Source organism: Mucilaginibacter sp. SMC90, from assembly GCF_022811725.1.
Taxonomy (GTDB): Bacteria; Bacteroidota; Bacteroidia; order Sphingobacteriales; family Sphingobacteriaceae; genus Mucilaginibacter.
On sequence record NZ_CP094527.1, the window covers coordinates 3,752,181 to 3,776,397 of the forward strand.

General features: G+C 41.0%; 22 protein-coding genes and 1 tRNA gene. 8 read left to right on the top strand and 15 right to left on the bottom strand.

What is annotated here, in order from left to right; translation table 11 throughout:
• Positions 1-4: 4 nt before the first annotated feature.
• Together MTO98_RS16085 and MTO98_RS16090 are read left to right on the top strand one after the other, a co-directional pair.
• Entirely contained in the window at positions 5-352 is a 348-nt protein-coding gene (locus MTO98_RS16085; protein ID WP_243487646.1) for a hypothetical protein, read from the top strand.
• Between the two features lie 290 nt (positions 353-642).
• Positions 643-1,203, top strand: coding sequence for a GNAT family N-acetyltransferase (locus tag MTO98_RS16090; RefSeq protein WP_243487647.1), 561 nt, complete (start codon positions 643-645; stop codon positions 1,201-1,203).
• Positions 1,204-1,268: 65 nt separating this feature from the next.
• On the opposite strand, the gene MTO98_RS16095 is transcribed toward MTO98_RS16090, so the two are convergent.
• Entirely contained in the window at positions 1,269-1,775 is a 507-nt protein-coding gene (locus MTO98_RS16095; protein WP_243487648.1) for a hypothetical protein, read from the bottom strand.
• A gap of 41 nt (positions 1,776-1,816) precedes the next feature.
• On the opposite strand from MTO98_RS16095, the gene MTO98_RS16100 reads away from it, so the two are divergent.
• Positions 1,817-2,392 carry a hypothetical protein gene (locus MTO98_RS16100; protein ID WP_243487649.1) on the top strand — a complete coding sequence of 192 codons (576 nt, stop codon included), beginning with the start codon at positions 1,817-1,819 and terminating at the stop codon, positions 2,390-2,392.
• A gap of 56 nt (positions 2,393-2,448) precedes the next feature.
• On the opposite strand, the gene MTO98_RS16105 is transcribed toward MTO98_RS16100, so the two are convergent.
• Together MTO98_RS16105 and MTO98_RS16110 are read right to left on the bottom strand one after the other, a co-directional pair.
• Complete coding sequence (locus MTO98_RS16105; RefSeq protein ID WP_243487650.1) at positions 2,449-3,252, bottom strand: SOS response-associated peptidase; 804 nt, start codon at positions 3,250-3,252, stop codon at positions 2,449-2,451.
• A gap of 2 nt (positions 3,253-3,254) precedes the next feature.
• Positions 3,255-3,743, bottom strand: a complete 489-nt coding sequence (locus MTO98_RS16110) for a hypothetical protein (RefSeq protein ID WP_243487651.1) — start codon at positions 3,741-3,743, stop codon at positions 3,255-3,257.
• A gap of 145 nt (positions 3,744-3,888) precedes the next feature.
• Here MTO98_RS16110 and dinB point away from each other — a divergent pair, with 145 nt between their 5' ends.
• The 3 genes from dinB to MTO98_RS16125 are packed head-to-tail and all read left to right on the top strand — an operon-like array spanning position 3,889 to position 8,261.
• Entirely contained in the window at positions 3,889-5,046 is a 1,158-nt protein-coding gene (gene dinB / locus MTO98_RS16115) for a DNA polymerase IV (protein WP_243487652.1), read from the top strand.
• 4 nt (positions 5,047-5,050) lie between these two features.
• A complete protein-coding gene (locus MTO98_RS16120; protein WP_243487653.1) occupies positions 5,051-7,993 on the top strand; it encodes a DNA polymerase III subunit alpha in 2,943 nt (980 codons plus the stop codon).
• Between the two features lie 10 nt (positions 7,994-8,003).
• The gene (locus tag MTO98_RS16125; RefSeq protein WP_243487654.1) at positions 8,004-8,261 is read left to right on the top strand and encodes a hypothetical protein; all 258 of its coding nucleotides are present in this window, start codon (positions 8,004-8,006) and stop codon (positions 8,259-8,261) included.
• A 382-nt stretch (positions 8,262-8,643) separates the two neighbouring features.
• On the opposite strand, the gene MTO98_RS16130 is transcribed toward MTO98_RS16125, so the two are convergent.
• The 8 genes from MTO98_RS16130 to MTO98_RS16165 form a co-directional block, all read right to left on the bottom strand.
• On the bottom strand, positions 8,644-8,988 hold the full coding sequence (locus MTO98_RS16130) for a hypothetical protein (protein WP_243487655.1): 345 nt from the start codon (positions 8,986-8,988) through the stop codon (positions 8,644-8,646).
• Positions 8,979-9,389 carry a hypothetical protein gene (locus MTO98_RS16135; protein ID WP_243487656.1) on the bottom strand — a complete coding sequence of 137 codons (411 nt, stop codon included), beginning with the start codon at positions 9,387-9,389 and terminating at the stop codon, positions 8,979-8,981. The genes MTO98_RS16130 and MTO98_RS16135 overlap by 10 nt, the downstream gene beginning before the upstream one ends.
• A 149-nt stretch (positions 9,390-9,538) precedes the next feature.
• On the bottom strand, positions 9,539-10,624 hold the full coding sequence (locus MTO98_RS16140) for an exodeoxyribonuclease VII large subunit (RefSeq protein WP_243487657.1): 1,086 nt from the start codon (positions 10,622-10,624) through the stop codon (positions 9,539-9,541).
• 10 nt (positions 10,625-10,634) lie between these two features.
• Positions 10,635-11,510 (bottom strand): reverse transcriptase family protein, encoded by an 876-nt coding sequence (locus tag MTO98_RS16145; protein WP_243487658.1) that lies wholly within the window; start codon positions 11,508-11,510, stop codon positions 10,635-10,637.
• A 2-nt stretch (positions 11,511-11,512) separates the two neighbouring features.
• Entirely contained in the window at positions 11,513-11,797 is a 285-nt protein-coding gene (locus MTO98_RS16150; protein WP_243487659.1) for a helix-turn-helix domain-containing protein, read from the bottom strand.
• 29 nt (positions 11,798-11,826) lie between these two features.
• Complete coding sequence (locus MTO98_RS16155) at positions 11,827-12,060, bottom strand: hypothetical protein (protein ID WP_243487660.1); 234 nt, start codon at positions 12,058-12,060, stop codon at positions 11,827-11,829.
• Positions 12,061-12,673: 613 nt separating this feature from the next.
• A complete protein-coding gene (locus MTO98_RS16160) occupies positions 12,674-13,966 on the bottom strand; it encodes a HEPN/Toprim-associated domain-containing protein (protein ID WP_243487661.1) in 1,293 nt (430 codons plus the stop codon).
• 79 nt (positions 13,967-14,045) lie between these two features.
• Positions 14,046-17,846: an SEC-C domain-containing protein gene (locus MTO98_RS16165; protein WP_243487662.1), complete on the bottom strand. Its 3,801-nt coding sequence runs from the start codon at positions 17,844-17,846 to the stop codon at positions 14,046-14,048.
• Positions 17,847-17,959: 113 nt separating this feature from the next.
• Here MTO98_RS16165 and MTO98_RS16170 point away from each other — a divergent pair, with 113 nt between their 5' ends.
• Entirely contained in the window at positions 17,960-19,330 is a 1,371-nt protein-coding gene (locus MTO98_RS16170) for a hypothetical protein (protein WP_243487663.1), read from the top strand.
• Between the two features lie 236 nt (positions 19,331-19,566).
• Here the strand turns inward: MTO98_RS16170 and MTO98_RS16175 are convergent, their stop codons facing one another.
• Together MTO98_RS16175 and MTO98_RS16180 are read right to left on the bottom strand one after the other, a co-directional pair.
• Positions 19,567-20,628 carry a hypothetical protein gene (locus tag MTO98_RS16175; RefSeq protein ID WP_243487664.1) on the bottom strand — a complete coding sequence of 354 codons (1,062 nt, stop codon included), beginning with the start codon at positions 20,626-20,628 and terminating at the stop codon, positions 19,567-19,569.
• A gap of 71 nt (positions 20,629-20,699) precedes the next feature.
• Positions 20,700-21,659, bottom strand: coding sequence for a hypothetical protein (locus MTO98_RS16180; protein WP_243487665.1), 960 nt, complete (start codon positions 21,657-21,659; stop codon positions 20,700-20,702).
• A gap of 389 nt (positions 21,660-22,048) precedes the next feature.
• Between MTO98_RS16180 and MTO98_RS16185 the strand changes: the two genes are divergently transcribed.
• The gene (locus MTO98_RS16185) at positions 22,049-22,312 is read left to right on the top strand and encodes a helix-turn-helix domain-containing protein (protein ID WP_243487666.1); all 264 of its coding nucleotides are present in this window, start codon (positions 22,049-22,051) and stop codon (positions 22,310-22,312) included.
• Positions 22,313-22,631: 319 nt separating this feature from the next.
• Here MTO98_RS16185 and MTO98_RS16190 read toward each other — a convergent pair whose 3' ends face one another.
• Entirely contained in the window at positions 22,632-23,867 is a 1,236-nt protein-coding gene (locus tag MTO98_RS16190) for a site-specific integrase (protein ID WP_243487667.1), read from the bottom strand.
• 259 nt (positions 23,868-24,126) lie between these two features.
• Positions 24,127-24,213: transfer RNA gene (locus tag MTO98_RS16195), tRNA-Ser, on the bottom strand.
• Between the last annotated feature and the right edge of the window lie 4 nt (positions 24,214-24,217).

Here is a 24,217-nt window from a genome sequence, read left to right on the forward strand (position 1 = left end):
CCACTTGTTCTTAACTAAAATTATTAGTAACTTTAAGTTTGATTTTAAAGCCATGGGAGCCATCGTTAGAAACTTTTTGCTTGCTTTCTTGATCTCAACATTCTGTTTTTTCGGCATGATTGGAAAACGACCTGACACGCCAGGCGTAAAGTATACTTCTGAACAACTTTCTGCTAAGAAAGCTGAGTCGTCAAAGGAAACTTTTACCCTTTTCGGCGTAATCGGCTTAACATGGGTGCTTTGCTTTTGGCGCTGTAATGCGATCAATAAACGCTTGAACGCTGAGCGTTTGTACAAACAGCGTTTCGAAGAGTACATGCGAAGCTCTGCTTATCAACGACAATATCGTTAATAAAATATTTTTCTTTTTATTTGCACAAAGCGAGCGGAACTCATCGCTCGATTGTGATAAGGTTTAGGTTGAACGCCTCCTGGCAGCAAGTGCGGGGAGGCGTTCTTTTTATCACGAAAATGGTTAAGTCTTTAAAAAGCAAGGAGTAGTCGAACGGCCTTGATTTTAATGAACCAGTGTTGATGTAAATGTTATTGTTGAGAAATAATCTTGTGATTAACCTGAACAATGTTGTCATTTGCCGATTATTGTAGCAGTACAAAACGCTACTACAATATCGCCTTGCCCTTATGTTAGAGCCGATACATTTAGAAAATGAAACACTCATAATTCAATCGTTTGATGCCGGTGATCTCCAGCGATGGTCCGGCATGGTAGACGATATTTATGCTTTACTTTCAGATAATCAGGCTCTAAAATATCTGCCTTTTAAGCGATTGACCTCCCTTAGTGCTGCAGATGCGCTACTCAAAAACGCATTGATCAACCTGCACTGCGGCAGAAATTACCTTCACTTTATACGAAAACGCATCGATGGCCGTATCATCGGCTTCATCGATATCATTTCACCGGATCTCGCCCGAGAACATTACCGGCTTAAGAAATACCCATACTTCATCGAGTTTTGTATAAAAACCGAATATTCCCAAAAAAAATTAATGTCTAAATTACTGCCGGATTTCCTGGCTTCCTTACGCCGTCAGCAGATCGGCGACATTGCGGCGGTGATCAACAGAAATAACATAGCCGCTCAAAAGTTATTGAGCCGGTCGGGATTTAACTATTATCACATTTTTGATGATAATCAGGATATCTATCGGTATTCACCGGAACAGATCAATGTAGCTTAGATCACCTCGACTATGCACGAATTACCTAACATGCTGTTCAAAAAAGTTCATTATATCCGTTGGCCTCATTTGGAATAGCGGGCGACCACACGCATAGTATCTGGATCAGCGGTAAGCTCGTGCATTGGGCAAACCAAACGACCGTCTTTGTCCAGCATTTCAGTTCCAAAATGAGGACAACGTTTACCCGCACAAGATTTACCGATATAAGATGCGTACCACTGCTCATATCGTTCCAGGTTATCGCTTTGACTCTTTGTTGGTGTTTCCGGAAAGGTAAGCCCGGTTTGGGTTTGCACGCAAGGCAGTATTCTGGTTTCTATTCGCAGAAATTTTGGCGTTTCATTCCCCGGCCGGATCACCGCTGATGTATGACCGGCATGTAACCGATATTCATGACCCATGCGGGGTTCCATGTAGAAACGTCCATCGATGTGGTAGTGTTTGTGCGGGAAACCAAACTGTGGATCGGCGTGAAGGTGGTCAAAGACCGGAATGGCATACTCCCGGCCATCGCTGGTTCTAACAATGGCACATGGTCGCTCATAACATCTTCCGGGTTCAATTTCCATAAACGAATTTACGGGTTTCATTTAAACTATTACCTTTAACCATGGAAGCACCTGAATTTTTAAGTCCAGAGGACGGCTACTTGCAGCTGACCATACCGTCTCCGTTCGGCGACGGCCGCAAAACCGTCGATATTTTCGCACGGAATATGGAGGAGGCGACGGAGTACATCATATACATTGATGAGCATGAGATGGGCGACCTGATGTTTGATGGAGAATGGTATCCGATCCGAGATTGTTTGCTTACCGCTAAAGAGATCAGCATACTCACGCCGATCATTGAACAAAGTGATATCAGGCCCTCACAGCCTGCACCTCTGAGCGAGCAGGAACAAACTTTACGGAAATGGCTTGATGAGCAGGGTGTTTATCCTGGAGATAAACTATTGCAGGCGATGGTGATCAATTCTTTCTATGCGGAAGAAAACGACGATATTGATGATGATGAGGATCTCGATACCGAACTCGGGGACGAGCCTTTAGAACCTTTTGACCTTGACGACGATCTTGATTATCTGGATGATGAAGATGATACCGGTTGGGAAGAAAAGATAAAGTATTGTTTGTCTCATCAAGACAATTTTCTCGCCTACGTTGAAGCCAACTGGCGAGACTAAATAGCACAGTGCGCGTATATTGATGAAGTCTGAATGATTATCAATATACCAAGCTACTAAAACAGCGTAGCCTGTTCAGCGGGAGGCTCTTCCTGACCATAAACCGGCAATTTTTTACCCCAATCATAGTATTCATTTGGGATGATCCCGTCCGGCCTTGGCTTTCGGCTCCGTATCGAATATACCGGATAATGTGCAATGGCTTCTGATGGCATTTCAAAATGAAAGAACTCATCAAGGTCATCATCGCCCAGGTCATCAAGTACCCAGGCCTGCTCCATTTCAGGCGTCAGGAACAAAGGCATCCGATGCTTATTGTCCCCGGCATTATGTATCCATTGCATCTTATCATTAGCGTGACGGGTGATCATGGTGAATGATGCCAGATTGGTTATATCGCCGGTATGTTGATCGACTTCCTGACTTACCTGGTATAGTGCCGGTACATAAAATTGCTTGCGTCCCTCAAGACTGATATGGTAAGGGATCTTATTTTTAAAGCCCTTTACTTCCCTGTGCTCATAAATACCGGTAACAGGTATCAGGCAACGGTTATTTCGAATCCTGTACCAATAAGATTTCTTATCACCAAGAATTCTTTCTGAACGTGCGTTAACGTAATTCAACCGCTGTTTTTGCCTTTCGTTAGGATCATCGATAAATGTCGGTACTACACCCCAGCTCATATTCGCTAATACTAAAGCCTTCCTGTTAACGACGATCGGATGTGTCGGTAATACCTCGCAGGTCACATGCAGCATTTCGTTAGGATAATGCGCCAAACTGGGGGCAAGTTGAATGCCCTTAAAATCCTGGGTGACCATCTGTATCTCGGAATGAAAGCTGATATCTCTACACATAGCTATTTGATCATGTCATAAAAAAGGGCCGTGTGACTTTGCTCACCCGAGGTGATCTCTGCTTTTAAGCGGCCATGCTCAACAAATATACGCACATCATAGTGATCTTCTTTTTTCATACGGATATAGTGAATGTAACCTGAAACCCTTTTCACATAAGCTTTTTGCAACCTTTTTTCGTGACGTGCATCTATTGTTCCATTATAGAACACCGTCATGCCGGATTCGTTTTTCAGAAGTTTAACAACAGTTTGGTATTGATCCAGGTCTAAGAGGTTCTGCATCTTTCCTTCTTTAAGCATTAGCACTGATTGGTGGTAAAGGGCTTCCTGTTGGTCCGCGTATGCAGACAGTAAAAAAGTTTGTTGCAAAGGCTGGCCTGGCCATTGAAAGCGTTGGATGACCACATATGGCCTGCCTGCGCCCATGAGTTTTTTCAGATTATCCTCCTTCATGCGCAGAAACGGATTATAAAACAAGCTGTCAGTCATTTAGCCCAACTTCCAAAATTATTTTCAAACATAAACAAAATACTAATATTTTTAGTATTAGTTTTGTTCTCCGTTTTCGAAACGAATAAAAGCAAAAATTTGATGTGATCTAATTTAAAGATTTACGAAATAATTCCAAGGCATAATGAACACTGACCGCCAGATTATCCACATGGACCAGGACGCATTTTTTGTATCCGTAGAGGTTCGGAAAAACCCAGAACTATCAGGAAAACCGGTCATCATCGGGAGCCTGTCGGATCGTGGGGTGGTGGCCTCATGTAGTTATGAAGCCCGTAAATTTGGGATCCATTCCGCCATGCCGGCGCGTATGGCACGTATGCTTTGCCCTCATGGGATATGGATCAAGGGAAATATGGATGAGTACTCCAAGGCCTCTCACGAGATCACATCCATACTGAAAGAAAATGTGCCGCTGATCGAGAAAGCCAGTATCGATGAACATTATATCGATATGACAGGGATGGATAAGCACTTCGGCACATTGAGATATGCCAAAGAGTTACGTGCCAAGGTAATGAAGGAAACGGCGCTCCCGATATCTTTCGGGCTTTCGGTCAATAAAACGGTTTCAAAGATGGCGACCAATGAATGCAAGCCTAATGGCGAGCTGAATATTGAGCGGTCAGTTGTCCAGCCGTTTTTAGATCCCTTGTCCATCCGTAAGATACCCGGACTGGGAGAAAAGACTTTCATCAAACTCAGTGACATGGGTATCAAGCGTATCTATGAACTTTCGCAGGTGCATCCTGAATACATGAACAGTATCCTTGGGAAAAACGGAATATGGCTGCTGCAAAAGGCAAAGGGAATTGACGACTCGCCGATCGTTCCTTATCAGGAACAAAAATCAATAGGTACCCAAACTACTTTCAAAAATGATAGTATAGACCTGGTCTCGATCAACCACTTGTTAACTTCCATGGTTATGGATCTTGCTTTTGAATTGCGCCAGAAGAAGAAACAGACCGCCTGCGTTACGGTGACTGTCAGGTATTCAACGCGTGAAGATGTCACTAAGCAGGCCACTATTCCTTACACCGCGCTGGACGAGCCGCTGATCAAAAAAGTAAGGGAGCTTTTTAAGCAGGTTTATCAAAAACGGCTACTGATTAGGTTAGTTGGGGTGCGCCTTTCTAATCTCGTAAATGGATTTGAACAGATCGCTCTTTACAGCGAATCGGAAGAGCAATATAGTTTATGTCAGGCCATGGATAAGATCCGCCGCCGCTTTGGCCCTGATGCTATCAAACTCGCTTCTGGAATCGACCTAAATCTTTGATCGTATGTATCTGAACGTTCATTCCCAATATAGCCTGCGCTATGGCACCATGTCTATACCGGCATTGGTAGAGGAAGCTATTTCCTGTGGGGTGACCCAAATGGTGCTGACCGATATCAATAACTCGACCGGCATCATGGAATTCATGCGGGAGTGTGATGATAAAGGTATCAAACCCATCGCCGGGATGGAGTTTAGGAGGGAAAAGCGCCTGCTGTACTTCGGTATCGCGAAAAATAGGGAAGGCATGAAGGAGTTGAACGATTTCCTGACCGAGCATAACCTGGAGCAGAAGCCGTTACCGGACCTGGCACCGGCCTTTAAAAATGCGTACATCGTCTACCCTTACGGTCATCAGGAAGTTTTAAAGGATAATGAATATCTCGGCATTCGTTATGAACAACTCAACAGTTTATTTAATAAGAATCTTAACAGCATTAGGGAAAAGCTGCTTGCATTACAGCCTGTTTTTATTTCAGATAAAATAGAATACCGGTTACATGAATATCTGCGCGGTATCGATCTCAACGTAGTTTTAACGGAAGTAGACGCAAAAGATAAATGTAAACCGACGGATAAGTTCCTGGCGCCCGGGCAACTCGAAGCAAAGTTCTCACGCTATGCCTTCATCTTGGATAATACGCGAAACCTGATGAACGGCTGCGTGATGGACTATCCGAAAGGCAGGGTCAATCTCAACCGCCGAACTTTTACCGGTAATAAAAAGAATGACCGGGAATTATTGGAAAAACTGGCTCTGAGCGGACTGGAATACCGTTACGGAAAGTCTAATAAGGAAGCTTTGCGGAGGGTAAAACATGAACTCAAGGTCATTTATGAACTCGATTTCTGTGCATATTTCCTGATTACTTGGGACATCATCCGTTACTCCAGTTCACAAGGTTATTATCATGTTGGCCGGGGCTCTGGTGCGAATAGCATCGTAGCCTACTGCCTTAAGATAACGGATGTGGATCCTATCGAACTGGATCTTTATTTTGAGCGCTTCCTGAATGCTCAGCGCACATCGCCACCTGACTTTGATATTGATTATTCCTGGGATGAGCGGGAAGATGTGCAGGATTATATTTTCAAGCGCTATGGAAGCCAGCATACAGCCTTACTCGGCACGATGTCAACTTTTAAAGATCGGAGTATCATCCGAGAGATCGGCAAAGTAATGGGTTTACCTAAGTCAGAAATAGATGGGTTCACCGATCAGACCCGTGCTGCCGTCAATCAAAATAATGATACGTTCCGGAAGATCGTGGCCATACATGAACGAATGGCTAATATGCCGAACCAACGTTCTATCCATGCAGGTGGGGTATTGATCACTGAAGAACCGATCACTTATTACACGGCACTTGACCTGCCGCCCAAGGGGATGGCAACCGTGCAATGGGATATGTACGAAGCGGAAAAGATAGGCTTCGATAAATACGATATTCTAAGTCAGCGAGGCATCGGTCATATCAAAATGGCTGTAAAACTGGTCGAAGAAAATCAGCAACGTAAGATCGATATCCATCAGGTCAAAAACTTTATGAAGGATCCTGCTGTGAATGGCAACTTGCGGATCGGCAATACGAAAGGCTGCTTTTACATCGAATCACCTGCGATGATCCAGCTGAACAGAAAACTGGGCTGCGATAATTACCTTGTTCTGGTAGCAGCAAGTTCGATAATAAGACCTGGTGTGGCAAGTTCCGGGATGATGGGGACATATATTAAATATCATCATTCGCCGGAAAGCGTTGTCTACCTGCACCCGGTCATGGAAGAGATATTAAAAGAAACTTATGGGGTCATGGTTTACCAGGAAGATGTGATCAAAGTATGTATCCATTTTGCGGGCATGGATGGAACGGATGCAGACATTTTAAGGCGGGGAATGAGTGGTAAGTACCGTTCAAAGAAGGAATTCGATAGGTTAGTCGAGAGGTTTCATCAAGAAGCCATCGCGTTAGGCCGACCGGAAGATGTCGTAAAGGAAGTATGGCGGCAGGTTTCTTCTTTTGCCGGCTACAGTTTTTCAAAGGCACATTCTGCCAGTTTTGCTGTGGAAAGTTATCAAAGCCTCTACTTAAAAACGTATTACCCTAGAGAGTTTATGGTCGCGGTGTTAAATAATTACGGAGGGTTTTATGACCGGGCGCTGTATGTGCAGGAATTGCAAAGGGCAGGAGGCATCGTTCATCTTCCGTGTATCAACAACAGTGATGATCTGGTTAATATCAGTGGGGTAGATGTGTATCTCGGTCTGATCGGTATTCATGGTTTGAACGAAACATTTATCCAGTTGATTCCGGAAGAACGGAGACAAAATGGTGCCTACCAAAGCTTGGATGATCTTATTAAGCGAACCAGTATCGGATTGGAGCAGGCTATCACCCTAATCCGTGTCGGGGCGCTTCGCTTCACCGGAAAAAGTAAAAAGGCATTGTTATGGGACGTACATCTTTTGATGGGAGCAAAGGCGAAACCAAATAATAATGCCGAACTATTTTGCGTGGAATCAAAAAACTACGCTTTACCGGTATTGGTCAATACCAGCCTGGAGAATGCTTACCATGAATTAGAGCTGCTTGGCTTCCCGTTGAGCATGACCATGTTTGAATTACTGCAAACCGATTATAGGGGAGAGATCGGTGCCAATGACCTGATCAATCATGTTGGGCAGACCGTTCGCATGGTCGGCCAGTATGTTTGCGAAAAGACGGTGCACACCAAGAATAATCAACGAATGTGGTTCGGTAATTTTTTAGATGTAGAAGGCAACACCTTTGATACGGTGCATTTTCCAAACCGGACACCAGCATATCCTTTCCGGGGTGCAGGGTGTTATTTGATCCTGGGGAAAGTGGTGGCCGAGTTCGGGTTTGCCAGTTTAGAGGTAATGAAATTCGCTAAACTGCCAATAGTGCCAAATCCAGTAATCTCATAATTATCATATCATGGATAGAATTAATTTAAAATGTTTGATTGCCGACCAGGAGGTCGATCTCCAGTTAGATAAAAAAGCGATGCCGGGCGAGAAGGGGCCATGTTTTATGATCACAGAGGAAGGATGCTTTAAGGGATATATCGCTTTACAAAAAGATTACCTTGTCAAAAACATAGGGGTATCTTACTATACAGATATAGATTTTCAATCAATCAGTTTACATCTAAAGAAATGCAACATTGCGCTGGAGAATCCAACGCGCAAATAAACATCCTATACACCGGGTTCGACGGCTTTGAGATCAACTTGAATGATGTATAATGTTCAGTTATCATTTGTTGACTTCTTGTAAATAATGAAGTTCAATTTCGGGCATCAAAGATTATTAAATCTCTCAAACTCTCAGAATCGGGTGGTTTTTAAATATATTCGCTGTTGTCATCAAATCGGTTTATTTAAAATAAAAAAGTCCTAAATTAGAAGATACCGATGCGATTATTGTTCATCATCCAAAGTTTTGACAAGTGCTTTAAATCTATTCCTTTTATCGGTGCGGACGGTTTTGGTCTAACAAAAACAAAGCAAAATAAATTAACAGCTTAACTGTATTTGGGAAAAAAGCCCCCCCCCCCCGGGGAACCCGGCAGCCTTTATATTGTTTGTGCACGCATTTGATAATCCTGGAAAGCGCAAATGATTTCATTTTTATATTCAGCATGATGCGGGCCAAGTACAAGCAATAATTGCTTATAAGAATGAGGGTTTCTGTTCATGTGTTGCAATTGGCTCATTGCTTTAAAGCCTAGAATTGAACTATACTCCATTCGGCTGACTCTGTTAGGAAGAAACACTGACGGAGTTTCAAAAATAACGCCTTCAAAGCTCATAAATATTTTACGTTGCTTTCCCGGATCAAAAAAACGGAGTTTTACTGTACCGCCGATTTTTGTAATTTCGCTCAATTCGCAGCCTTCCAGCCCATATTTTAATTCCATCTTTTTACAATTCCTCCTTCAATTTGCGTTAATAAAGTACGGCCATTATGAAAGGTCGTTTGCGCCAGGTAATCTGGATTATGCAATATCATTGATAATTCCCATTCAGTAATCATGTTATTGTCTGATGCTGCGTCGTAAGACTCGAAACCTGCAATGGCAGCATCCAAATCCACTCCGCTTATGTTAAAAATAAAACTTCCGTGTTCCCGAGAGATAGTTAAGAAAACAGCTCTCAGCTTGTTTTCAGGCGATAATTGGTTGGAAAGACCTAATCCGAAACCGTCATCATACATACAAGCGGCACCCGCATCCCTACTGAAATTTGGATGATATTCTGTGGATTTCCCAAATGAAAATTTTGGGTTCGGTAATTCTCTCAAGGTATCGAACAACGCCACAAACAAAAATAATAAATTTCAACATGCTTTTTTCAATATTGTGGTTTTACTATTGGTTAAAGTAGCTTTTCCCTCAACCGGTCTTAAGTAATCCTTTTATTCGCGATAGTGTGTTTCAAATCATTCAATTGATAAGCTATCCGGAAAATTTATAACTTAAAATGCAACACGCTATAAATAAGTAATCCAAGTAATAATCCAACAAATAAACTGACGGCAATAGCAATTTTGTTCCGGTTCTTAGCCATATCAATCTGTTGTTTCATAAAGCTTAGTTCCTCCTGTTTTAATCGCTCACTTTCTTTGATTTGCTGGTTCAAATTGTTTATTCGCTGATCGTAATTGGCGCTAAGCTGTTTCGTCACCGCATCGACTAATTTAGCTTTAGAGTGTTGGATTTCCTCCAGTGTGTGATTATAAGTGTCGTTCAGGAACTGACCAAATTCAGATGGTGTAATGAAGGCCTTGTCGGCCACCTGTTGTAGTAAGGTAACATCTTGTTTATGACCAATTGCAGTGACAAATAAAGCTTTCAGATCTGTAGCTGCTCCTGCAATGGCGACTTGATTAAAAACATCCAGGTTCTCACCCCCGCCACGTGAAACGGCAATAACATCGACGCCTTCTTGCTCAAGCGTCTTTATAGCGTGAATGATTTCTTGCTCGTTGGTTAGGCTGACCCGATGAAAGAATAGGTCATAAAAGCTTACCGATTCACGAAGCTGGTGTTTGATATCCTGATCGATGATGGCCGATTTTCCGATAATAACTCCTATACGAAAATGTTCCTCTCGTCCGATTTTTTCTTTGATGTAGGTACTAAGATCGCGGAAGCCAGTATCTGCTTTTTTTTGTAATATGCTAACACGTTGCGTATCCTCCTCACTGAATTTGCTTTGGGTTTGTTCGACTAACTCCGTTACTGTGAACTGTATATCTATCCGACTGGCGTTATTGACTACTCTGCGTGTAATAAAACCATTAATTGTAATCGCTTTATTGGCTTGTAAATTGTTTCTAATCAGCATGGGGACAATAATCGTCAACAGGGCATCGGCTGATTCATCACGCAGGCTATCATAATAATACCCATTATAGGCTGCACCGCCTCGTGGTATAAAAACGCCCTTCAACTGAATCAGGCGCTTGGCTTGGTTTACGGTAATTGCATTATTGAACAAATTCAATATCGCTAAGGGGGAATATTGTTGGGTAACTTGATCTCCGGTTTCCATGCTGATCAGATTAGGCGTTTGACGCGATCATCTGGTTGATGACCTTCTTACGGGTCTTACTAATTTTTTCAACGCGTTCATAGTAATTGATAGTACCAACCGCTTGCGGAGTGGATTTATCTTCAAAAGCTTCGATCTTCATTTTATAGGCCTTATCCAACGATAACCCATTTTGGCCGACAATAACATTTGTGACCTTCGGCCTGCCTTTTTGATAATGCGTTTTGTCATGGCTGATCTTAAAGCCATTGTCAGTAATCAATTGCACGATCTCATTGACCATAGGTTTAAAATCGCTCTTAGCAGAAATAGTGATATCATCTACGAAGGTGGTAAATGTAAACTTGTTGGCAGCAGTTAATTCCTGCAACTTTAAACCTGCGTTGGTAAATACCAAATTAGCCAAATAAGGGGCAGTAGTCGTGCCTTGCGGCAACATTCCCTTGAAAGTTGTCAGTTTCGTAAGTATACTGGCGACTTTAGGCGCGAAGCCTTTATTAATAAAAAGCTCGAATATCTGGTTGTGTGTAATACCGGGATAAAAATTTCGCAAATCAGTTACAAAGAAATAAACGTTTCCTTGGTGCATTTTGGCGTTTAGTATATTGTCGCGTTTCTTTACGCCGCCAAATGCGTAATCCGGTAGCTTAATGGTCTTCAGTAGGATGTGGTAGATGCGCTTTTGAACTTCCTTTAACTGTCGCAACGTAGGATAGATATCGCGGGTTCGGGGTTTGCCGTTACGATCAATTAATTGCAAGCCAGTTTTTTTATTAAGCTTAGGATGGCTAATACAATAATAATAATCATTTATATTGTCGAGTAAATACTTCAGCTCCCGGCTGTTAACATTCAATAAACGAAGCAGTTTCGGCACATCCAGCATACTTAAAAAAATTTATCAATCATACTTTGAATGGATGGTAGAATGAATCCAAAAGCTTCCCTCTTTTGCGGAGCGACATCCTCCGAGGTCATTGACTGAAAGAAAAGTACAGGTAGTGGAACTTTCAGTTGCTCCGCTATCGTACGCACGGCGCCGATAGTCGGTTCTTTCTGATTGCTTTCTATTTTAGACAAATAAGCTTGGGTCATTCCACAAGCTTCTGCAAGGTCTTTTTGTTTGATCTCTTTATTTGTCCTTATCCGTTTGATAGTGTTTCCAAGATCCATAATAACATTTAAATAAAGTAGGAGGCAGATTAGAACCAGTCTTTTAGGTGATCAACAAAGGAGAAAATATGACCTAACGAAATCAGAACATCAAAGAAGACTTTCTGTCGCTTAGAATCACACTGTTCGGCTTCCGCCGCCTCCATCTTCGTGATACACTGTTTTACAAGAACAAGTTCGTCATCTGTGAACGAACAACCGTACTTTGAAACCATGGTCTGCAAACCGTTTGCAAACTCAATAAAACTTTTATTTTTTTCCATGATAATGGGATTGAGTTAAGGCATTATTGCCTGCTTCTTCCATTAATGCAGTAACTGTATCCACAACTGTTGTTCGTTATTTTTTCCTCCTACTTATCTTGCTTCAAATAATAATAATCATTGTAGCGGTATTGGAAATAGCTGATATCATCAAGATGATACTGGCTTAGATCGATTGTATTCGCGGAGTGCATTCTGATACTGTTTGGCTTCTTAACTTCAACAGTTAATAACTTAATAGCAGCAGCAGCAGCATTTTAGAGTGTTCCCTTGATATCCTTGGCGATTTTGTAATACTAAACAGCGGCAGAATAAAGAGGTGCGTAGCAGCAGCTAGCCAGCAGTAGAGCGTAGCGGAGCAGCAGCGTTGCATAGAGATGCGATGGCTTGATCTACCAAAGGACCCGAAGGCTGTGTATATCATAAAATATACACTTTACTATTTGGATGTGTTACCTAATAAAAGCGTTTCAAAGAACTATGGTGCAATATTAGATAATATTCCCATTAGAACAAAATTTATTTGAAAATTTATTTCAAAGGGCATTTTAGGCATATGCGGTATAAGTAACAATATATGTGTTATAAGGTTTTTCAATTATTAAAAGTTCGGCTATAAAGAAGCCGCTTTAAATATAGCGTTTAGTATCAGGTGCATCCCCGACCAATCTGCTGCATTAGACAGACCATTTTTTTCGCTATCGGTGAGTTTTGCTTGAAAAAGTTTTTGAACAACACTTTTGTCGATCAATTCACCTTGATAAGCGTTGATCTGCTGTTCCAGATTCCGCCATGCTATCGGTCTGAGGGCATTGCCATCAGTTAAGATATCTTCGCCGAGATATAACTCTATACTGCAAGCACGCCCGTTGATGTTTTCCACCGTTTTCCCTTGCGGCCCAATGGTCGGATAGGACATAGCAAGCGCCAAGTCAGGAAGTGTCAGAATGCGGATGTTATTGGTCACCTTTTTTTTCTTTAGCCGGTTGCAAGATGCTAAACCTACTGCATCATTATCAAATAAGGCGATAAATTTATTTGTCATTCTTGCAGCGGAAAATGCCTTAATCATTTTTTCCAATGCTGATGCGCCGCCCTCCAAGCCGTTGTTTTCGAAATCCAGAAAAGTAAAATAATCGACAATTTTAGGGTAAAGTAATTTTAGTGAGCGGCTTATAAATTGTGTGTCAGATGTTCCTTCTGTAAGGATAACTATTTTCTGAAACTCGTCAACAATGCTTACCCGGTCAGTCCGTATTTTTTTTATGATCATCTCCTGCTCGTCATAATATCCGGCATGTATCAAATCTGTGATATCTAACGTTAATTCTGTGTCTTCATCTACGATTTCGATTAATGCCCTCAATAAAAAACATAAGCCAACATTTGGAAAACCAAAGAATAGATCTTCCAGAATATCATCATAGGTGACCATGAAATTATATAAATTTTCATACTGCTCTTCATGGGTCATATACCAGTTCCCTAACGGCTTGTTTTGATGCATGATATATTTAGCAGCCTTTTTCCAACCCTCAAAGCCGCCATCACGTAATTGCTGTATATAATTTAGCTCTGCTTTATAATCGAGATGATCGTCTCCATAAAATTCTTTTCGTCCCGTCAATACTTTTTCAATACCTGAAACAAATATCCTTTCTGTTTGATTAAGGGTGTAGCCCATAAGTTCAAGACGTAGCCTAAGCGTGCCCAGGTCAATGGCGTACTCATGTTGGTTAACAAAATTTGTACCTTCTTCTATTGGCTCGGTGTAGTATAATTCATAGTTTACCCGCACTGTTCTACGGTCTTCTTCGTTGAACCAACACGCCCAAAAGGGATCAATGTAGCTTTTCGCCGTAGCTATTTCATAATGACCCAGTTTTAACGAACAATAACTTCCCATGTTTTTTTAATTCCTTAGATGGTGATCAAACTTAAACGTTGACGCTCAGCTTTCAATCATTTATATTTTCCAGCCAGATTCATTCTGAACTCCCATCTTTAGCTATAATATCAAATCCTTTTCTAACCAAGTCCGGAAAAGAAAAAATAGGCAAAGCCGATTTAGTTTTTGCCAAGTACAACACAGGAATTACGTTCGAGGTTAATACGATGGAACGGATTTCGTAATTCTCCGGGTCTTTCACGAATTTCGATAATTGATTTTTATTAGCTTTTAGCCAGGTGTCACGGTTAAGGTGTTTGGAAATGTGCCCGGATTTTCCATCTTTACCGATGTAATTGTCCAATTCTGTTTTCATTTCGTGTATAGCTCGTGCACTCACCGTATTTTTGCATTCAATCGCGTAAATGATTTTTTTGTCATGATCTATGGCCATTACGTCCACATCTCCATAATTGCGGTCTGCCACCAGTACCCCTGTTTCGTGTAAGGTCACTTCATAGTCGATGGTTTCCAGTTTAGTTTTAGCCTTTAACCAGGTCACCACCTGTTGACGGTAACGTTTTCCTTTCCGGTGCCGGAAAATGGTCAATACCTCTTTTTCAATCGGGCCTCCTTCTTTTACAACCAGCCTGCCGCTGGTTATTAAACTACTCAGGTTATCATAAGCTTTTAAAACATGCCGGAATCCCCAATGATAAAATGTTTGTCCGTTATCGGGGTGAACTATTTTTATTAATGGGCGCCGGTTATAGCTTAATGCCCGGTTAAACCGCCAGGGCATAATATCTTTATTGGTAAAGCCGTCTGGTGCCTTGTCTAACGATTCCCGTTTCTCTAAGGTTAAGAGTTGCAATCCTTTGAGCAGCTCTTCTTCGCTTACTGGCGTAACAAAATCCTTTCCGATTTCAAGCATAAATTTTTCTTCAACCATGATCATAAAAGATTCACCTGTGGCCATACCCATTTTAATGAGGTTCCCACAAATGGCGGTCAGCGTGGTTAAAGTCACACCCCATTCCTCAAAAAAAGCATTGTCCGTAGTTTTATTGTTCACCAGGATGTTGCCGTCATTTTCGATCGTGCCGCATTCTTCTGTTTGTAGCATAGCGTGTACTTCGCTTTCCGTCCGGGCAAGATTAAATGGTTTTAAATAGGTTTCAAAAAATTCATGAGATACATATAACCTGCCTGAAGGTAAAAGACCCATTTCAGGGTCATTTAATCCCAAAGCAATTGAATCGGCAATATTTGCATAATGAATAACTTCTGACATCAGGGCGATCAGTTCATCCATTTCATCCAGGTTTATTGGCCGTTGACCCGACAGTGGTTCAGCGGCTATAAACTCAATAAGACAGCGACAAGCCAATGCGGTGGGTATAATTTCACCATTTTTCTTTTGTAGGTCAGCGACTGCCGTAGGAAAATCGCTATAACAGGCAACCTGATGTGGTAAGCGCATATCATTTTCAGCATCTTCCTGTATCAGGCTTTCATTAATTGTTATTAACCACTTGATAAGAGAGTAGAGGTTAAAGCCTGCAATTTTTTCCCTAATCTGGCTGATTAGGGAATCAACGATAGCCATACATAGCTTGTTCTTTTCCTTAATTGTCTTTACTACATCCGGTATAGGTTCAGCAAGACCTAAATTCGGGATCAGGTAGTCATCCACCAACGCCTGGTCCGCCTCGTATAGGTGGCGGCGAAAACCTGTTCCCCGTGTATCCAATATGGGGTTCTGGTCACTATTACCAATCAGGATCATTTTTGCATGATCAGGTGACATTACCTCATTGATTTTTTGTTCAATGTCCTCGTCAGTCAGCACATTCTGTTTGTTTTTCTTCAGCAGGACATTAAAAGCTTTTAATACCGTGCGCATGATGGTTCGCTCCCCTTTATTATGATCTTCGGCAAGCGAAGGAACGATTGTTAGCGGTACTTCTATAGTAATTACCCTATCTTCTACTGTAAATTCCAGTAATTCAGGCAAGATATCTTCTGGCCAGTCAGCCACGGAAAGATTGGTATACAATCCATTATCCAATTCTAAAGTAATCTCTACAGGTCTGCTGCCAAGTTCATTCAGGCTACTTTTTAAGGTATCTGAAAATTTTAATAGCCAAAATGCCACTGCTTCAGTATAGAATCCGATCTGTCCGTGTTCCGGCTTATTATGTGCCTGTTTATTAACAATCCAGCAAGGAAAAACAAATGGTTCGATCAGCCTTACGCTTTCGGGCGTTGTTTGTTGCTGCCGGTAGATAGGCGCATATTTGCTGCCGCGCCTGACCGGAACATCAATCGGCTTACTGCCAGAATAACGCCTGGCGGCGTGTTCATCACGAAAAGAAACAACACGGCGCTGAAAATCAGTGCCCACTCCCATGAAAGTGAAAAGATCAAAATTTTCATCTCTTGGAAGCATCGAGCCTTGATTTTCAAGGTAAAGTACATAGAGGTCTAATGAAGAAGCGGAAGGCATAAAACGGGTGGTTTGGGCCGCACGACCGTAAGCTTTAGCAAATTTCCAAAGAGACAAAGGTTCCAGAGCGCCCTGAAAAATCACCTTTTCAAAATCGCTGAAAGAAAAGAATAAGGTTTGGTTGCCTTCCTCTGGTTTCGGCCAGGCGTACATGGCATGACCGCCGATGCCGCCTGCAATAAAAAGTGTGACCACTTTCATTGGCTGGCCTTCTTTTAATTCGTTTAAGTAACGGGCTACTACCTCATTCCGTTCATTTATTGTTTCCTGCTTTTTTGCTGAACTATCCGCAGGCTTCATAAACTCCACATTCGGCGCAGAATTTATGGTTCCTCTGATTAACTGAACATAAGCCAGCTTATCCTGATCGATCCGAAAAACACCCTCGGTAAATCTTTCCGGCGAAACAGCCGGGGGGAGTGTTATATCTGTTTCCGACCAACCCATTTCATCAGCATAGTGACGGAATTTTTGCCATTGCCAGTCATGATAGGCAACGAGAAGATTCTTTTCTTCCCCCGTTTCACCTGACAACCTTTTAATAAAATCAGACAAGGCTTTCGACAGGGTGGCTGGAATAATACAAATAATTTCATCACCGGCGTCATACAGCGGATATGAAAATATCGGGGACTCGTAAGGATCGTGGCTTTCGCCCAAATCTTTCCCGTTAATCAGAAATTCTTTAATAATTTCCGGAGGGATCTGCCAATCCTTGCACAACTTCTCGATATAATTTTTTTCAAGACGCACCGCAGATAATAATTTGTTGAATGGATCAAACTCTGGTACGAAGACAGGATCATCAGCTTCTTCCTCAATGGTATAACGGGGCAGGCCAGTTTGACTGATCATGATTTCACTAAATAGCAATAACAAAAATGAGGCTTGTCTGGCTTTTTCCTTAAACGCCTCAGATAGGCCGTTTGGAACCGTGAAAATGCTCTCCAAAAATCCATTTAAAATTTCGGTGGCATCAGTATTGATCCCCGGCAAAACACGGTAATTTCCACCGTAGAATACTACATTTTCAATGAAGTGATTTACGGTTGGGTCCTCCATGCTATCAAAACGAAGATGTTTTTCAAAAAACTCTTGTATATCTTCGTAGGTTGCTCTTTGATCGCTTTTTATCCCTTGGCGTAATATATCATCCGTAAATTCTTCCAGCCGTATATTCTTGCCGTGATTTTTTTCATTTAGCTGCAATGCCGCAGAAACAGCCAAAAGCTGTGTTTGGTCGAAGCTTTTTAAAAAATTATTTATCGCTTCCGGATCAACAGAAAAGTCATCAGTGTCGTTATCGTCATTGATGTCGTCCTGACCATGACATTCTGAAAATTTCTTTCCGCTGCCACAAGGGCAATTCTCAAATAAATCTGTTTCCATAAAAATTAATTAAGTAAAGTTACCACAATAATTACCCGAAATTTGTGCCTTCGCGATTGCTTTACTGACAACGTTAGGATGCTAATAAATTCTTTATTTTAGCAGTAGCATTTATGATAGAGCAACTAAGTTTAGAAAAATTAGCCGAATACGGCTTCACCAGTGAAGACATCGAGAACTTTCGGCGTTGGGAAAACTTCGAACTGATGTTTCATAAAACAACGCAGCAACGCTATTGGGCGTCTAATAAAGAACACAAGATTTATTCCGGCGCCGATGCTTCCCGTAAACTTTATTTCAAAAGCCAGGAACAATTTCGTTTTCCAGATGACGAGTTGAGTCTTATCCCTGAGTACTTTAGTTTAAAGCGGAACAAATTTTTAGAGGAGCGCCAACTTCGGGCCGGGCTTGTATATGATGACGGCAGTGCAAAGGAACGTTTCATGGAAGATGAAAATGAATGGGCAGAATCTCAATTGGCAACGGCAAAAAAACAATCGCAAGGGAACGATGTGGTTGCCAAATTAGCTGCAAAAAAGCATAAGGAAAATATGGAGGTATATGCAGACTGGCTAAAAAGATATGAAGAGCCTGTCGTTGAGCCGATACTGCAACCTTCAATGATGAAATATGTCCGGGAAATTACTTCAAAGGAATATAGTCATGGACATATTCACGATGATGAATTGATGCTTCATTATGAGGCGTCGCTAAAAAAAGTAAACACAGAGTTGAGTTTAAATACAACGATATACCAACTGCCAGATATCTTTAAAATCAGGGAGAGGTGGCAGTATCAACTGTCAGAACGCCTGCAAAACGCTCCATCAGCAGAACTGGCTACAGAAGCTTTTAAAAAGGAGCTGCTGGAAAGTTTGATTTATCATGAGAAAGCGGCATCTAATGATCCTTCAAACGAAGGCCTGTATTACAACAGATACCGAAAAATAACTTATGACCAAGCCGTAAAAGGATTGGTTTATACATTGAAAGACCTGGGCTATTTGATGTTAAAATATCAGGTTGGCCGTCCCGAAGGTGTCGAGGTTATCCAGTCTATCATGCCCGTGTTTGGTTTAGATACTTTGCTTATCGTTTTGGCGGAAGGCGTCGGGATCGCACTATTTGTACATGGCTCGGCTAATAATCAATCTTCCAATGATTCCCCTAAACCCGTACTGTTTAAACCAGAGCATGATGCTGCCGACTACTTGGCATTGCTTCGCAATCCTGACTACCCAATCTTAAATGAACTTGGCGAATATATCTATGGTGATAAAAAGAAGTCTGCTATTACTGCCTTTTTTGATGTGCTGGATAATCGTGGAATCGTTTACCATTACAGTGCTAAAAAAAGAGCGCCCTTGATCAATGAGTTAATTCCTGGACTAAAAATATCCGCCCGAGTATTAGACACGTACCCTGACTTATACTCGCAAATGAAGCCGTATTTTGAAAAGCTGATAAATGACTTTCTTCGCTGAGAATCTGCGTAATCTGCGCCATCTGCATTTACGCCTTTAGTGCAATCCGCATTCTATAAAATTGTGCCATTAATCAAAATAACAATGACACAACAAAAAATTAGACAATCGCTGAACGTACTAACAATTGCAACCCAAGCCACTATTTTGGCTTACTGGATAATGAAAATTATATTGCTGTTAGTTAATCCGTAATGTTGTTTCCATTTTGTGCAAACATTGGAGCTAACTCTATCTTACTCATCATCAGTTTTAAAAAATAGGTTTTTAAGTTTTTGGTGCGCTGCCTCACTTAAGTTCATCGGATTATGACACCGTTTACAGTAAAATTCTCTTTCAAAAAAATAAGCCATTAAATATGACTTTGAGAACCTGTTTTTTTCCTGGCAGATTGGACAGATCGTTTCAAGCATCCTACCGATGTGTCTTAGCATAGTGTTGGTGGGCTTGTCATTTGGTTCATGAAATATCATAGCAAATGCAAGCATACGTTCTAATGCTTTCAATTCATGTCGCCCTTCCGGATCTTTGATAAGAGTAAAAACAACACGGTCAACTACTTCACCAACATAGCTTAATAGCAATGGCATCACGAAATAGTAATGTTTCCACTGGTCTTCTACCCGGTCAGGCGCACCAAAAATAAAGTTAAGGTCTCGTTGTTGGGTAGGATAACCCTTATCATTAGTAACGATATGTAATGCTTGATTAGTAATACCGTTGATACTCGCAGTTGAGCTCCTGTCAAATCGCAATTCATAAAGAAGGTCCGCATTATAGAGATCAATCGTATTTAGCATTTCTACTGCCTTATCAACAATACCTTTTTTATCAATTGTACGGTCACTTGGGTCATATTGCTTTGGTTCCCCTGAGTGGTAAAAGCGATTTATAAAGTCTTTACGATCAATTAATAGCTGCTCAAAAATCAACAGCTGGTCAGTAAAAGGTTTTCTTAACAATGCGTAGGCGACGCTCATCTTTCCACTTTTAGCAATTCTTAAAGATTCATAAAGGAAATTAGCCATATCGCCGATCATAGACATTACAAGATGTTTAGTCACCACAATCTCCAATTCATCATGCCTTCCGTGTTTTTCAAGATAATCTAGATGATCAAAATCATCATTCCCTGCTTCCGGGGGCAGCGGTGGATCAAATGGCGTATCCGCCATATTTAAGTAATAGAAATCACCTATTACTTCGGTCATGTGATCGTACAGGTAAGCGCAGATATTATGCACTGTATAATATCTTTTGGGCAACGGTGTCTGTTCTCCTTTTTCAATTATAAGCATCGTTGAGGAATGGTTAAAGTAAACTTAGTTGTAGGTTTGACTGGTTGGTATAATTGCGATAATAAATCCCATTAATGAAACGGCTGCGCTTTCAAACTGGAAACGTATAATTTTTTATTGAGTTCATATTTAGCCATTACATCCTGAACCAGATCTTTGAACCATTCTGCGGAAGTTGGGGAAACATAAACTTTTTCTATAAGGTAATTTAAACTTACAGGAACCAATCTGCCAAATGATTCTTTCGCGAAGTGATCGGAAACGATAGCCCTAACCTCTCGCTCATGCTCAAAGGATTTTCTTTTGTACCAAAAGGATTCATTGACGCCGGTGAATCTTGATTCGTAATCAATGTAATTGACATGGCCGATATGAATCGACGGATCACGATTTAATGCTTTATACAATCTTTTATAAGTGGTCTTTATCGCAATTCCTTGTTCAAGTGTGCTGGTGTATAATTTCCACATCGCTTCGGATTCATGGGAATTTTCATACCAACAATTAATGAATGTCTCCTGAACCTGTCTTTTGCCAATTTGATTTAAACTATCTACTAGTTTCAACGCCTCCGATAGTAATTCTTTATCAGATTTATTTAAGTTACTGCCACCCGGTACCGTTCTTATCGCCTCTATCATATGGTTTTTATAAAAGCTGTCCCATTTGGGTTTGTTTTTTAATAAGCCTTTAGCTCCTTCAAAAGGGTCTTCAAACCTATCTGCACGAGTAAAAAACAAGGATTTATCTTTCAAAAGCGAAACAAATTTTGTAAAATCCATAAATCGCCACAGTACCGTTTCTTCGGTCGGTTTTTTATAAGCCCTTTTTTGATAGGCATGGCGTATGATAGTTGTTACTATCTCATTTGCACAGCAATCACTGGTATAAATTAGTTTGCCTTTGTTAGTATAACCCAAATGAGTTGTATGGTGATCTAAGAACGGAGTATTACATACGGAACACCAATCATGATGTTCTTCAATAAATCTTCGAGTAGTTATATTATGTTTTAAGGTCATCGGCTGCATTCAGTAAAATTAATATTTATCAGCACATATCTTAATAAGGTGGATTGACGTAATTATGGGAGTGCTTTCAAAAAAGGTTATCTGTTGAAAAGGTGGAGTAACGAAAATATCATAATACCTCAGAGATTCGAAACCTCTTATCTCCACAAAAGAGCCAGTTTTAACTATTGGTTTTTTTTACGCTCAGTTTTGCATTCAGTTTCCAAATAGTGAACAATAGATAACTATTTATTATTTACTACAAAAGGCTGAATCTCGCGTAACTCATCGCTTAAACAGTTTTATCCTTTTGTGTGAAGAATTTAGTTCACCCTTGTTCACTGTTTTCAAAATTGTCATGTTTCTAATTTCGGTTTCGATTACAAATCAGAAAGGAAGGGAACGATAACATGTCACTGGAATTAATAACTAAAGATGATCTCGAAAACTTTCGTCAATCTTTATTAGACGATATTAAATTAATTATACAACCACCCGTGAAGCCCACAGACGAGTGGCTCAGATGCTCTGATGTCAGAAAATTATTGAAGATCTCCACGGGAACAATTCAAAATTTACGGATTAGTGGTAAGCTTAAATCCAACAAGGTTGGTGGCATTCACTTGTACAAAAGGTCGGATGTTGAAAATATGATCACAGGGAAGGGGAAATAAGCGTGCCTGACCTTTTAACAGCTTTCAAGCTATATACTAGGATAGCCAACGACAGGAGAGTCAATGTATGGCATATTAGCCTATATATTGGCCTTTTGGATATCTGGCGTCTGTGTGAATTTCAAAAACAGTTTAAGGTCACTCGCCAGCTACTGATGGAGAAATCTCATTTCAAAAGCATCACCACCTACCATAAATGTATCCATCAACTTATAGAACTAGGCTACATTGTTTATTTGCCAACTTATGATTCTTATCAAGGTAGTCTCATCGAGCTTAAATTCTAGGGGCCAGCATATTTGTGCTGACCCCAGAAGTCCTAATTGTCTTTATAGCTTTTGGCTGTCAATGTATCTTCTAACAAAAGCATATCCTGGCTCACTTTGTAATTCTGCATTTTAGCATAATGCTGCGTTTGTCTTATTGAGGAATGGCCAAGCATTTTTGAAACCGCTTCCATTGAAACTCCATTGTTTAGCGTTACTGTCGTCGCAAATGTGTGCCGGGCGATGTGAAAGGTGAGTTCCGCATTGATTTTGCACGAATCGGCAATTTCCTTTAAATAGGAATTCATTTTTTGATTCGTTAAAACAGGCAGCGCATAACCGGAGTCAGCGCATCTGCTATGTTCCCTATACTTTGACAAAATTCTCTTTGCCTGAGCCAGTAAGGGCAGGTGAGAGGCTGAATTGGTTTTCTGACGATTGATAAATATCCATTCCTTTCCATCTACTCCGTCTTTGATGTCTGATCTTTTTAAATTCTTTACATCCGCGTAGGCAAGGCCGGTATAGCAGCTAAAAACAAATATATCTCTCACCAGGTCGAGGCGCTCTGTTTCGAATTTGCGTTCAATAACCCTTTTCAACTCCAATTCAGTTAGGGCGATTTTCTCTACTTCCTTTTTTGTTAGCTTGAAGTTTGCGAAAGGGTCAGCCGGTAGCCACCGGTTCTTAACGCAGATCAACACTACCTTTTTGAAGTTTGCCAAATATTTCATTGTGGAATTGTGATTGCATTTACGAACGGTTTTTAGCCAAAAAGCATACTGGGAGATAAATTCATAATCTAACTCCTTGATCGCCTTATCATCCGTTTTATACATCCACTTGATAAAATCTCTCGTGTGCTGCATGGATATGTCGTATCTGCCGATCGTTCCTGCAGCATAGTCAATTCCCTCCAATGCCTTCATTTGATCATTATGGTGCTTGAAAACCTCAAGGATCATCTTTTCTTTTTCAGTTTTGCCATTCATGACATCTTTGATCGCCTGTGCAGAAACTTGCTTATTAGCGTCCACCAGTGTTCTTTTGGCGTTATATACCATTCGCTCCAAAGTATCCAGGTATTGATTTAATTCTCTAGTTGCTTCTTTAGTCCCGGTTGCACGGCCACTATGGGAGTTCCATCTAGGCTGTTCGCATTTACGTTTTGTAGACAGTTCTACGGACTTACCATCTACTGTGATCTTCAAATAAATGAACCGGAGGTCATCATTCGCGTTTTTTGTTTGTTTTAGGAAAAACAATAATCCAAAGCTCGTTTCCAGCATAACACATTAATAAAAAGTTAAACAAAAGTACGTTTGTGCTTAATGTACAACAAGATGTCCACGGCGTAAACATGCTGTAATACAGGTTATTACATGACTTTCATTGCGTCTTTTTATTTTTTTGATTGATTTTAGAAAGACGCAATGAATGACGCAATAGAGTTTTGCGATCGTATGCGAGTTTTGGTAGGTAATGACAAAGAAAAAGCCCTTTAATCTTTCAATTAAAGGGCTTAAATGACTTTTTTAATGCTTTCAGCGGAGAGTTAGGGATTCGAACCCCAGGAACCTTTCACAGTTCAACAGTTTTCAAGACTGCCGCAATCGACCACTCTGCCAACTCTCCGGCG